This window comes from Thioclava litoralis (assembly GCF_045278885.1).
GTDB classification, from domain to species: domain Bacteria; phylum Pseudomonadota; class Alphaproteobacteria; order Rhodobacterales; family Rhodobacteraceae; genus Thioclava; species Thioclava litoralis.
In genome coordinates, this window is record NZ_CP135445.1 from 299,214 (window position 1) to 310,718 (window position 11,505).

11 protein-coding genes are annotated in these 11,505 nt (G+C 64.4%); 8 read left to right on the top strand and 3 right to left on the bottom strand.

Features of this window, described 5'->3' with window-relative positions; genetic code table 11:
• Nucleotides 1–147: 147 nt before the first annotated feature.
• The gene (locus tag RPE78_RS17190; protein ID WP_330629312.1) at nt 148–1,068 is read left to right on the top strand and encodes a DMT family transporter; all 921 of its coding nucleotides are present in this window, start codon (nt 148–150) and stop codon (nt 1,066–1,068) included.
• A 15-nt stretch (nt 1,069–1,083) separates the two neighbouring features.
• On the opposite strand, the gene RPE78_RS17195 is transcribed toward RPE78_RS17190, so the two are convergent.
• Nucleotides 1,084–2,481, bottom strand: coding sequence for an ATP-binding protein (locus RPE78_RS17195; RefSeq protein WP_330629313.1), 1,398 nt, complete (start codon nt 2,479–2,481; stop codon nt 1,084–1,086).
• Nucleotides 2,472–3,149, bottom strand: coding sequence for a response regulator transcription factor (locus RPE78_RS17200; RefSeq protein ID WP_330629315.1), 678 nt, complete (start codon nt 3,147–3,149; stop codon nt 2,472–2,474). The genes RPE78_RS17195 and RPE78_RS17200 overlap by 10 nt, the downstream gene beginning before the upstream one ends.
• A 72-nt stretch (nt 3,150–3,221) precedes the next feature.
• On the opposite strand from RPE78_RS17200, the gene dsbD reads away from it, so the two are divergent.
• From dsbD to RPE78_RS17230, 6 genes are all read left to right on the top strand, one after another.
• Nucleotides 3,222–5,018: a protein-disulfide reductase DsbD gene (dsbD, locus tag RPE78_RS17205; RefSeq protein WP_330629316.1), complete on the top strand. Its 1,797-nt coding sequence runs from the start codon at nt 3,222–3,224 to the stop codon at nt 5,016–5,018.
• Nucleotides 5,019–5,089: 71 nt separating this feature from the next.
• Nucleotides 5,090–5,830 carry a L,D-transpeptidase gene (locus tag RPE78_RS17210; protein ID WP_330629317.1) on the top strand — a complete coding sequence of 247 codons (741 nt, stop codon included), beginning with the start codon at nt 5,090–5,092 and terminating at the stop codon, nt 5,828–5,830.
• The gene (locus tag RPE78_RS17215; protein WP_330629318.1) at nt 5,827–6,444 is read left to right on the top strand and encodes a DsbA family protein; all 618 of its coding nucleotides are present in this window, start codon (nt 5,827–5,829) and stop codon (nt 6,442–6,444) included. The genes RPE78_RS17210 and RPE78_RS17215 overlap by 4 nt, the downstream gene beginning before the upstream one ends.
• Nucleotides 6,445–6,570: 126 nt before the next feature.
• Entirely contained in the window at nt 6,571–7,611 is a 1,041-nt protein-coding gene (locus RPE78_RS17220; protein ID WP_330629319.1) for an SLAC1 anion channel family protein, read from the top strand.
• A gap of 12 nt (nt 7,612–7,623) precedes the next feature.
• Nucleotides 7,624–8,400 carry a sulfite exporter TauE/SafE family protein gene (locus RPE78_RS17225; RefSeq protein WP_330629320.1) on the top strand — a complete coding sequence of 259 codons (777 nt, stop codon included), beginning with the start codon at nt 7,624–7,626 and terminating at the stop codon, nt 8,398–8,400.
• A gap of 23 nt (nt 8,401–8,423) precedes the next feature.
• Nucleotides 8,424–9,320, top strand: coding sequence for an MBL fold metallo-hydrolase (locus tag RPE78_RS17230; RefSeq protein WP_330629321.1), 897 nt, complete (start codon nt 8,424–8,426; stop codon nt 9,318–9,320).
• A gap of 124 nt (nt 9,321–9,444) precedes the next feature.
• Here RPE78_RS17230 and RPE78_RS17235 read toward each other — a convergent pair whose 3' ends face one another.
• Nucleotides 9,445–10,050 (bottom strand): TetR/AcrR family transcriptional regulator, encoded by a 606-nt coding sequence (locus RPE78_RS17235; RefSeq protein WP_330629322.1) that lies wholly within the window; start codon nt 10,048–10,050, stop codon nt 9,445–9,447.
• Nucleotides 10,051–10,296: 246 nt separating this feature from the next.
• On the opposite strand from RPE78_RS17235, the gene RPE78_RS17240 reads away from it, so the two are divergent.
• Nucleotides 10,297–11,505 (top strand): efflux RND transporter periplasmic adaptor subunit, encoded by a 1,209-nt coding sequence (locus RPE78_RS17240; RefSeq protein WP_330629323.1) that lies wholly within the window; start codon nt 10,297–10,299, stop codon nt 11,503–11,505.

Consider the following 11,505-nt stretch of genomic DNA (forward strand, 5'->3'; position numbering starts at 1 on the left):
AGATCTTCGGGCTTGCGGTTCAATTTTTCCCTCATTGGCAGATAAGCGGTGAGATATACCTATAAACCGCCATTCCGCAGCAAGAAAGAACAGCTTCACCCGCGATGATACGAAAAGATGGGCCGAACCAGTCACACCGGATATCCCATGCTCAGTTCCCCAGCCCTTCGCCTGTTTCCACCCTCCGATCTGTCGCGCACGGGGGGCGCTCTGGGGATGATGGTGCTGCTTTGGGGGCTCAGCTGGCCCGCGACCCAGATGGCATTGCAAGAGATCCCGCCGCTCTGGCTGGCGACATTCCGCTTCGGCTCTGCCGCCCTATGCCTGTTTGCGGTGCCGGCCGTGCGGGGCGCGATCACATGGCCCAAACGCGCCGACCTGCCGATCGTGCTCAGCATCGCCCTGTTGCAGATGACCGTGTTCACCGGTCTCGGGATGATCGCCATGACGGTGACCGATACCAGCCATGCGGTGCTGCTGGCCTATACCACCCCGCTCTGGACCGTGTTTCTGGGCGCTGTGATGTTGCGCCAGCGCCCGAGCCGCGCCCAGCTTGTCGCTTTGGGGCTTGGCCTTTCGGGCATCGCGCTGGTCTGTTCGCCGCTGGAAACCGACTGGACGCAGCCCGATGCCTTCATGGGGGCGGGCTTCCTGCTGATCGGGGCGATCTGCTGGTCGGGGGTCATCGTGCATATCCGCCGTCACCGCTGGCACAGCAGCCCGCTGGCCCTTGCGCCGTGGCAGATGGCGCTGGCGGCGCTCTGCCTTGGTCTTGGGGCCTTCTGGCTTGAGGGCCCACCCCGCCAGATCCGCTGGAGCCTGTCTCTGGTCGGGATGCTGGTCTTTATCGGCCCTGTCGCCACCTCTTTGTGCTTTGTGATCGCGGCAGATTATGGCCGCCGCATCTCGGCATTCGCCATGTCGAATGTCACGCTGGGTGTGCCGCTGATCGGCATTGCGGCGTCGGTGCTGCTGCTGGCAAACCGGCTGTCACTTCTGTTCCTGACGGGGTTGGCGCTGGTATTCTGCGGCATGGTCCTTGCCGCCCGCGCCACATCCAGAGCCTGAGATCAAAACCCGAGGTCAGAGGCCGACGCCGGAGTGGACGGGCGGCAGCAGGAAGCTCATCTTATGGCCCCGCGCCGTCTGCGCGCAGACCAGACGACAGCCCAGAAGCGCGAGGGCATCCGATGTGATGGCCAGCCCCAGCCCGCTGCCCAATCCGCCAGCAGCGGACGGGCGCAGGAATTTCTCGCCAATCCTTCCGGCCAGCTCCGGCGGCAGCCCCGGCCCGCCATCATAGACGGCCAGTTCAACCCCCTCGGGCCGCAGGCAGACCTCCACGCCGATCTGCCCCCCGGCGGCTGTGGCATGAATCGCGTTTTCCACCAGATTGCGGATGGCCAGCCCCAGCAGGACAGCATCACTGCGGATCATCGGCCGCTCGGGCGCCTCCAAGGCGTAGCCCACCCCTTTCGCATCCGCCATATCGGTCAGCGAGATCATCTGCTCGCGCGCCAGTGCCGCCAGATCCAGTGCTGCGGGTTCCAGCGGGCGGTTCTCGATCTGCGCGAGATCCAGAAGTTGCCGCACCATCCGGTCCGTGCGGGTCACCGAATACTCGATCGCCTGCAGCGCATGAAGCCGCGCGGCCTCGTCAGGGGCATGGCGCGCGACATAGGCCTGCATCTTCAGCCCCGCCAAGGGGGTCTTCATCTCATGCGCGGCATAGCTGACAAAATCCTTCTCGCGCCGTCGCGCCCGATGGAGCCGTGCCAGAAGATCGTTCAGCGCGGCAATCACCGGACGGATTTCGCGCGGCGTGGCGGGTTGCTGCGGGATCTGGCCCGCATCATCGATATGACGGTGCCCCAGCGCCTTGGCCAGACGTTCCAGCGGTTTTAGCCCACGCCCTGTCGACCACCAGATCAGCCCGCCCATCAGGGGCAGCACAACCAAGGCAGGCAGGGCCAGACCTTCCACCACGCCATGCACCAGCCGGTCCCGCATCTCGAGGCTATCGCCTACCGTCACCTGCACCCGCAGATCGGGATTGACGATCGCATAGACCCGCAACGCCTTGCCCTGACTGGTCACATCGTGAAAGCCGGTCTGGTCAAAGGACAGAAGCCGCCCGTCCGGCGCATCTTCCGAGCGTCCGATCATCTGCCCGCTCAGCGACCAGATCTGGCAGAATTGCTGCTGCGTATACCCCGCTCCCGTCAGGAGTGCCCCCGCCGCCTGTCCCCCCGCCGCCTGTGCCCCCCTCGACAGTGCCCCCGCCGTCTGAGCGCTGTCACCCCTGCGCATATCGCTGCTCTCGACCAAAGAGGCCACCATCCGCGCCGCTTCCATCAACCGCGCGTCCAGCACCTTTTCCACCTGCGCACGGGTGACATGTTCGATCCAGACCACCGCCGAGAACCAGACGATCAGCGTCGAGGCCGTGAGGATCAGGAACAACCGGAGCTTTATCGACATGACCGGCCCTCCTCGGGGCGAATACGGTAACCGATGCCGCGCAGGGTTTCGATGAACCCGCGCCCGAGCTTGGCGCGCAGATGATGGATATGCACCTCGACTGCGTTGCTCTCGATCTCTTCCCCCCAACCATAAAGCCGGTCCTCCAGATCGGATTTCGCCAGCACCCGCCCGGGGCGTTCGGCCAGCGCCAGCAAGACCGCATATTCGCGCCGCGACAGGGACAGCTCGCGGTCCAGATAGACCGCACGCCGCTCGGCCGGAAAGAGACAGAGCCCCTGCACCTGCAGTTGCGCTTCGGCCCGCCCGTCCGAGCGGCGCATCAGCGCACGCAACCGCGCGGCCAGTTCGTCAAGCTCGAAAGGTTTGCCCAGATAGTCATCCGCCCCGCAATCCAGCCCTGCCACGCGGTCGGCCACCTGATCGCGGGCGGTCAATAGCAGGATCGGCACCTGATTGTGCCGCCTGCGCTGTTCGGCCACCAGATCCAGCCCGCTACCGTCCGGCAGCATCAGATCCAGCACAAGCGCGGCATAGGCAATGCCGGCCAGCGCATGGCGCGCATCCTCCAGCGTGGCGACCTGATCCACCGTAAACCCCGCGATCCTCAGCCCTGCCACAAGCCCGTCGGCCAGCACATGATCATCTTCAACCACAAGTAAGCGCATGATGTCTCCTTTGGCGTCAGGGGCGGCACCAACCTTAAGACTGACTTAAGGTGGATTTCCTGTCTGCCCCTTATGAAACACACTCCGTCCCTTCTGGCCATTGCCCTGACGCTGACTGTCGCACTTGGCACCGCCGCTTCTGCCCAGCCGGATCTGCGGCACAGCCTGACCCCGCGCGCCCAGCCCCTGCCCCCCGATCAGGCGTTCGGGGTGCAAACCCGCTGGCAGGGGGACAGGCTGATTGTCACGATGGACATCGCCAAAGGCTATTACCTTTATGGGGACAGGCTGACGCTAAGCCCTGATGCGCCTCGGGTGGAGGCCAGCCCGACCCAAAGCAAGCAGGACCCGAATTTCGGGCAGGTCGAGATCTGGCAGAACCATGCCCGCGTCGTTTTCGCCCCAGTCAATCATACCGCAACCCTCAGTTGGCAGGGCTGCGAGGAAGCAGGGCTATGCTATCCGCCGCAGGCGCGTCAGGTGGTTCCGCCCGCAGCCTCGGCCTCCCCCCCGACAGGGCCGCTCCAAACAGAAACCCCGCAGGCAGTCCTTCCGCCCACAGCCCCTGCATTGGCAGACACTGCGCAGACCGGCATTCCGGCGAAAGAAGCCTCGGGGCTGGTGGCCTCTTTGGGGCAGTCGGGCGGCGCGCTCTGGGTGGTGGTCGCGTTTTTCGGCTTCGGGCTGGCTTTGGCCTTTACCCCCTGCGTGCTGCCGATGGTGCCGATTGTCGCAGCCATGATCGGCACCCGCATACAGGGTATCACGCCGCGGCGCGGATTGGGCCTTGCCACGGTCTATGTGCTGGCAATGGCACTGGCCTTTGCGCTGATCGGCGCCGTGGCGGCCGTTTCGGGGGCCAATCTGCAGATCCTGCTCCAACAACCGCTGGCGGTCGGGCTGATGGCGGGGGTCTTTGTGTTGCTGGGCTTGGGCAGCTTCGGTCTGTTCACCATGCAAATGCCGCAGGCACTGGCCGCACGGGTCGGGCAGATCGCGCCACGACCGGGATCTCCGGCCCGCGCGGCCCTGCTGGGGTTCTCGTCGGCCCTGATCATCGGCCCCTGTGTCACCGCCCCTTTGGCGGGAGCCCTGCTCTATATCGCGCAAAGCGGGGATGTCGTGCTTGGCATGGGGGCGCTCTTTGCGCTGGGGCTCGGGCAAGGCATGCCGCTTCTGGCCGTCGGGCTGTTCGGGGCCAGTATCCTGCCGAGAATGGGCCCGTGGACGGGGCTGGTCAACCGCGCGATGGGGCTGCTGTTTCTGGCCCTCGCGATCTGGTTGCTGGGGCGCATCCTGCCCGGTCCACTGACGCTTGCGCTTTGGGCGGTGCTTCTGCTGGGCCTTGGCGGCAGCCTGCTGGGCCGCGGCGCCGGCATGGGCAATGCGCTGGCGGCCATCGCCCTTTGCGGCGGTGCGCTGCAGGGGGTCGGGGCCGCACTGGGCGGCACGGACCCCCTGCAACCGCTGGCCGCGCTACAGGGCCGGACCGAAAGGCCCTTGACCGAAGACGCGGCGGCGGCGTTTCAGGCGATTGGCACGCCGGAGGCATTGGACGCCGCGCTGGCCCACGCCCGGCAGACCCGTCTTCCGACGCTGATCTATGTCACCGCCGACTGGTGCACATCCTGCCGGACCATCGACCGCAAGGTTCTGACCGACCCAGCCATTCGTCACGCCCTGCAGAACTGGCAGCGGCTGGTCGTGGATGTCAGCCACCTTGACCAGAACCGTCAGGCCCTGATGACGCAGCTTGCGGTGATCGGCCCGCCGACCATGATTTTTGTCACCCCCGAGGGCGAGACGCGGCTGCTGGGCGAGATCACCGCAGACCAACTGCACAGCGCACTCGCGGCGCATCCCTCCTAGTGGCCCCCGCCCGGGCCCCAACGGCACAGGCCTGCGCCTGATCCCCCCTTTTTCAAATGAAAGATCCCAAGATGACCCGATCCCCTACAGGGCTTGCCCTGATCTGTATCGCCTTTCTGGCCGCTTGTGCGCCCAGACCGGACCCCTCCGCCACACCGCCCGCCCCTGCGGTGCCTGCCGATGTCCTTGCGAAATACGGGGCCGAGCAGGATGGCACGCGCGTCATCCCTGCGGTGGACCCGAAATATCTTTCCGCCGAGAAAGCCCGTCAGGAGGTCGATTACTGGACGGAGGAGGCGCCCGGCACGATCATCGTCGACCCGTGGGCGCGCAAACTTTACTTCGTGCAAAAGAACAACCGCGCCCTGCGTTATACCGTGGCCGTGGGCGAGGAAGGGCGCGGTTTCACCGGTGAGGCGCATATCCCCTATCAGCGCGACTGGCCCAGCTGGCGGCCCACCCAGAACATGATCAACGATAACCCCCAGCTTTACGGGCCGGTCAAAGACGGGCTGGAGGGCGGGCTGGAAAACCCGCTCGGGGCGCGGGCGCTCTATCTGCACAAGGGCAATCGCGACACCTTCTACCGCATCCACGGCACCATGCAGCCGTGGAGCATTGGCGAGGCGACCTCGGCGGGCTGCATCCGGCTTTGGAACCAAGACATCGTCGATCTGGCCGCACGGGTCAAATCGGGCACCCATGTCGTGGTGCTCTCGCAGGCCGAAAGCGGCAAGGGCACCGTCCCGCCCGGCACGCCCCTGCCGCACCATCCCCAAGATCCGATCCCCAGCAAAGGAGCCGCCCTATGATCGACCGTCGAAATTTCCTGATCCTGTCAGGGGCCGCAATGGTCCTGCCCGCCGCCGCCAAGGCCGAAGCCGAAACAGGGGCGCTTGACCCGCAGATGGTCTTCCACGACCCCGATGCCCCCGCTTTGGGCAACCCGCAGGGCGATGTCACTCTGGTGGAGTTTTTCGATTACCAATGCCCCTTCTGTAAAAAGAACCACCCCGTTCTGGAAGAGGTGATGGCCGAAGATCGCGGTTTGCGGGTTGTCATGAAGGACTGGCCGGTCTTCGGGCCGGTCTCGCTGCGGGCTGCACGGCTGGTGCTGGGCGCGCAGGAAAACGGCGCCTATGCCACCGCCCTTGAAGCCCTGATGGCCACCAAAGGACGGTTGAGCGATGCACAGGTCGACAAAACCCTGAACGCGGCGGGCGTTTCCGTGCCGAAGGCGCAGGCGGGCTATCAGAGCGCCCGCCAGAAGATCGACGCCGTACTGGCGCGCAATGACCGGCAGGCCAGCGGTTTGGGTTTGTTCGGCACACCGGGTTTTGTGGCGGGGCGCATGATCTATCCCGGCGCGCTGGACAAAGCCGCCCTGACCGAGGCGATCCGTGTGGCCCGCCATCCACAAGGGTGACATCTCACGCCCCCGTGAGGGCCGCGCGTGACAATGTCACCGTCGCGGCCCCGCAAAGGGTCTTATGCCGGACCCCGAGCCACCCTCACGACCCCGCCGCGTGCGCCGCGCCCAAGGAGCCCTTCCATGCGCCCTGATCATCCTGTCCGGTTTGCAGCCCCCTCCCCCGCCTCCTCGCTGGGGGCCGCGCAGACCCCGTCGGCGGGCCCCGCCGCACTCCCCCCCGAAAGCTCCGGCTGGCTGGCACATTTTCCGGTCAGCCTGTTCGGCATGACGATGGGGCTTATGGGCTATGCGCTGGCGCTGCGTTCGGCCGGAGCGATGATGGCATCGCATATGGTCTTCGGGCTGGCCTGCGCTGTCTTCGGGCTTCTGGCCACGCTGTTTGTGGCCAAGGCCCTGCGCCAGCCACAGGCGTTGAAAGCCGAATGGAACCACCCCGTGCGGCTGGCATTCTTTCCGGCCATCGCCATTTCGGGCCTGCTATTGGCGCGTCTGGTGCTGGAATATGCCCCGAGCCTGGCCAATATCCTGTGGATGCTGGGGGCTGCGGCGCAATTCGGCCTGACGCTGGTGATCATCTCGGCTTGGATCTCGGCGCGTCCCTTCGGTCCCGAAAGCCTGTCACCGGCGTGGTTCATTCCGGCGGTGGGCAATCTGGTGGTGCCGCTGGCAGGGGTGCCGCTGGGCCATATCGAAGCCAGCTGGTATTTCTTTGCCGCAGGGCTGACCTTCTGGATCATCCTCACCACCTTGGTCATCAACCGGCTGATTTTCCATGCGCCCTTGCCGGGCAAGCTGCGCCCCACATTGGTGATCCTGATCGCGCCGCCCGCGATGGCCTTCCTGTCATGGCTGCTGCTGACCGGCCCCAACCCCGATGCGCTGGCGCGGATCTTGCTGAATGTCGCCTATCTCTTCGCGGCGCTCGTGCTGTTCCAACTGCCGGGCCTGCTGCGCCTGCCCTTCTCGATCTCGTTCTGGGCGCTGTCTTTCCCGCTGGCGGCGCTGACCACGGCGAGTTTCCGCTTTGCGGCCATGACGGGATCGGTCTTCCACCAGAGCTTGGGCCATGCGGGTCTGGCCCTGCTGAGCCTGACCGTGATCCTCCTGCTGTGGAACACCCTCCGCCTCGCGCTGCGTGGCCAGATCTGCCTACCCGAATAAAGGACCGACCCGATGTATGATACCCTGCACTACTCTCTTGGCGCGCTTTCGGGCGGGCTGGTCGGGCTGACGTTAGGCCTCGTGGGCGGCGGCGGCTCCATTCTGGCCGTGCCGTTGATGGTCTATGTGGTGGGGGTGGCCAGCCCGCATGTCGCCATCGGCACCTCGGCGCTTGCGGTGGCCGTGAATGCCGCCAGCAATCTGGCGCTGCATGCCCGCGCCCATACCGTCAAATGGCGCTGCGGGGCGATCTATGCCGGTGCGGGGATCATCGGGGCTTTCGGCGGATCGACGCTGGGCAAGGCCATCAACGGCCAGCACCTGCTGTTCCTGTTCGCGCTGGTCATGGTGGTCGTGGGAGTGTTGATGCTGAAAAACCGCCATGCCGAGGGCATTCCGGGGGCGCAATGCGGCCGCGAGAATGCAGGCAAAGTCGCCGGTTTCGGCTTTGGAACGGGGGCCTTTTCAGGGGTGTTCGGGATTGGAGGCGGGTTTCTGATCGTGCCCGGGCTAATGGCCTCGACCAGAATGCCCACCCTCAATGCCGTGGGCACAAGCCTTGTGGCCGTGACCGCTTTCGGCCTGACCACCGCGCTAAATTACGCGTTTTCGGGGCTGGTGGCATGGGGAATCGCCGCGACCTTCATCGCAGGCGGGTTTCTGGGCGGGATCGCCGGCACGGGCCTTGCGCGGAAACTTTCGGGCAAAGGCACCCTGACCACCGTCTTTGCGGGCCTGATTTTTGTCGTCGCGGCCTATATGTTATGGAAAAGCTGGACCGCGTTGTGATCCGGCTGGAAAGGAGATCTGTCATGCTTACCAAAATCAGCCCCTCCCGTGGGTCCGGCTCGCCGGTCGTGGTCGGATTTTACGAACCGGTTTCAGGATCGTGCCAGTATCTGGTGATCGACCCTGACACCCGTGCCAGCGCCCTGATTGATGTGGTGCAGGAATTCGATGTCACCGCCGCGCGCAGCGGCACAGAATCGGCGGATCATGCGCTGGCGCTGGTCAGGGACCATGAGGCCGATCTGAAGCTGATCCTTGACACGCACCCCCATGCCGACCACCTCACCGCAGGCCGCCTGCTGGCCGAACGCACCGGTTGCCCGCATTGGATCGGCGAGAAATGCACCGATATCGCGAAAATCTGGACCGAAATCTATCACCTCCCGCCCCAGACGCTGGACCCTGCCACGCTGTATGACAGGCTTCTGGCCGATGGCGAGGAATTCACGCTGGGCCGGCTGCCGGTCAAGGTGATGCTCTCGCCCGGCCACACGCTTGGCTCGATCACCTATGTGATCGGTGATGCGGCTTTCGTGCATGACACGTTCATGCAGCCCGATGCAGGCACCTCGCGCGCGGATTTTCCCGGCGGTTCGGCGGCAGAGCTATGGGACAGCCTGCAGGCCATCCTTGCCCTGCCCGACGAGACGCGGATCTTTGTGGGCCATGATTACGGCACCAAAACCCGCGAGGAACCGGCATGGGAAAGCACCGTGGCGCAGCAGAAAGCCGAGAATATCCATATTGGCGGCGGACGCAGCCGTGCGGAATATATCGCATTGCGTGAAAAACGGGATGCCACGCTGAGCCTGCCCAAGCAGATGCTGCATGCCCTTCAGGTCAATCTGCGTGGCGGTCGCCTGCCCGAGCCGGAAGCCGACGGGCATCGCTATTTCAAGATCCCCGCAAACAGGTTCTAGGACCGGTTGCATCTTGGGTCGGGCACCGGACAGCCCGACCTGCCGCCCCGACCTCTGGCATGGGCCGGCATGGTCTCCACGGCCCGCACCCCCTTTGACCCGAAGAACAGCCCCGAGGGGCGCGTCAGGGGGAGGACGGACCCGGGGCCTCGGGGCCGACAAACAGCTGGGCGATTTCACAGATGGCGCGCCAGCCCTGTTCCAGGGCCATGTCGGATGTGACCCTGTTTTCCAGCCACGCCATGATCCCGTTCCAAGAGGCGCTCATCAGCATCTCCGCAAGCACCGCGCGGAAAAGCTGGGTGGATTCGGGCAGGCGGTCCTCCAGCATCTGGGCCAGCCTCTCGCTCATGGCAGCCCGCTCGGCCATATAGACCTTCAGCACCTTCGGCTGCGTCTGCAAGGCAGGGACGATGATCGCCAGTTCGGCCTTGCGCGGCACCGCCCGCATCATCATGGCCCGCAAAAGCTGGTAGAGATCGTCCGCCAAAAACCCGCTGCCCGGAACAAGTGTGCGGCAGATCTCGTCCGTCAGAAACGGAACCTGCCCGAAAAGCGCGGCTTCCTTGTTGGCGTAGTAGTTGAAAAACGTCCGCGCACTGATTCCCGCCTGCTGGCTGATCATTTCGGTCGTAATGGCGTCAAAGCCGTAATCCCGCGAGAGATCGATCGTCGCCTGCTGAATCACCTGCGCCATTTCCGCCTTACGGCGCGATCTCAAATCACTCATGCCTCTCCCCTGAGCAAGTCGGCACATCCCGCTTTATAGGAAGCCCTGGCCGCGTATCAGAACACCTGACCCTTGCTGTTTTTACGTGCATCGGGCCGAAATATTTTCAAAAATCAAGCGCTCGTTATCGCGCCAGATATTTACACTTTCGGCAAATTTTGCACACTCTGCAAGAATTGACCATAGACTTCGTCGCCAGGCCATCGTCAAGAGCGAGTGACAGCGGAACGATAGAAACGAGCGGATATGATGAACACAAAATTACGCATGCCTCTGGTGGCGGCCTTCCTTGCACCGGCGATGGGGCTGGGCACCACAGGGATCGCCTTTGCACAGGCCTACCAACAGCCGAATGCCGAAGTCGGGTATGTCGTGCTGCATCCAAGCGACGTTCCGCAGACCATCGAGCTTCCGGGCCGCGCCGTGGCCTTTGAACAGGCCGATATCCGTCCGCGCGTGGACGGGGTGATCATGCAAAAGCTCTATAAACCCGGGGCAGAGGTGAAAACCGGCGATCCGCTGTTCCAGCTGGACGATGCCAGCTATCAGGCCACGGTCGAGGCGGATGAGGCGACAGTGGCCGAAGCCGAAGCCGATCTGCCTGTCAAACAGGCCGCCTATGACCGTGCCGCCAAGCTTGAGGGGTCGGGCTATACCGCAGCCGATGTGGAAACCGCCCGCTCGGATCTGGCATCGGCAAAAGCGACGCTGCAATCGGCGCAAGCGGCGCTGAAATATGCCAAGATCGAGCTTGGTTGGACCACGATCCGTTCGCCGATTGACGGGGTGGTGGATGTGGCCGATGTCTCGACCGGCGACCTTGTGACCTCGGGGCAGGACACCGCCCTGACCACGGTCACGACGCTTGATCCGATCGATGTCGAATTGCTGGAACCTGCCGCCGATATCCTGTCGCTCCGCTCCAAGGTCAAGAACGGCGAATTGCAGCTTTCCGACAAGTTGCAGGCCAATCTGGTGCTTGAAAACGGCGAGACCTATAAAGCGACTGGCGAGCTGGTCACCCCGTCTCCGACGGTGTCCACCACCACCGGTTCGGTCACGGTGCGCTTCCGCTTCGACAATCCCGACCATATCATCCTGCCGGGCATGTTCCTACGCGGGAATGTGCAGCTCGGCTCGCTCAAGGCCTTTCTGGTGCCCCAGCGCGCAGGCGAGCATGATACCAATGGCAATCTGAGCTTCTTCGTGGTCGATGCGGACGGCAAGGCCAAACAGGTCAGCGTGCCGACCGAAGGCAGCACCGATACCGCGTGGATCGTGACCTCCGGCCTTGAGGACGGGGTGAAAGTGATCGTGGACGGGCAGAAAACCCTGCAGGACGGTGCCACAGTGAAGGCCGTGCAGGTGAAGATTGCCGACGACGGCACCACGCAGGATGTCGCCACCGACGCCGCCTCTCAGGACAGCGCCGAGAGCGCAGCAACGGCGGACTGA

Excerpts from the sequence above, each read along its gene's own strand:
- RPE78_RS17190 (WP_330629312.1), top strand. The coding sequence starts at position 148 with ATGCTCAGTTCCCCAGCCCTTCGCCTGTTTCCACCCTCCGATCTGTCG.
- RPE78_RS17195 (WP_330629313.1), bottom strand. The coding sequence starts at position 2,481 with ATGTCGATAAAGCTCCGGTTGTTCCTGATCCTCACGGCCTCGACGCTG.
- RPE78_RS17200 (WP_330629315.1), bottom strand. The coding sequence starts at position 3,149 with ATGCGCTTACTTGTGGTTGAAGATGATCATGTGCTGGCCGACGGGCTT.
- dsbD (WP_330629316.1), top strand. The coding sequence starts at position 3,222 with ATGAAACACACTCCGTCCCTTCTGGCCATTGCCCTGACGCTGACTGTC.
- RPE78_RS17210 (WP_330629317.1), top strand. The coding sequence starts at position 5,090 with ATGACCCGATCCCCTACAGGGCTTGCCCTGATCTGTATCGCCTTTCTG.
- RPE78_RS17215 (WP_330629318.1), top strand. The coding sequence starts at position 5,827 with ATGATCGACCGTCGAAATTTCCTGATCCTGTCAGGGGCCGCAATGGTC.
- RPE78_RS17220 (WP_330629319.1), top strand. The coding sequence starts at position 6,571 with ATGCGCCCTGATCATCCTGTCCGGTTTGCAGCCCCCTCCCCCGCCTCC.
- RPE78_RS17225 (WP_330629320.1), top strand. The coding sequence starts at position 7,624 with ATGTATGATACCCTGCACTACTCTCTTGGCGCGCTTTCGGGCGGGCTG.
- RPE78_RS17230 (WP_330629321.1), top strand. The coding sequence starts at position 8,424 with ATGCTTACCAAAATCAGCCCCTCCCGTGGGTCCGGCTCGCCGGTCGTG.
- RPE78_RS17235 (WP_330629322.1), bottom strand. The coding sequence starts at position 10,050 with ATGAGTGATTTGAGATCGCGCCGTAAGGCGGAAATGGCGCAGGTGATT.
- RPE78_RS17240 (WP_330629323.1), top strand. The coding sequence starts at position 10,297 with ATGATGAACACAAAATTACGCATGCCTCTGGTGGCGGCCTTCCTTGCA.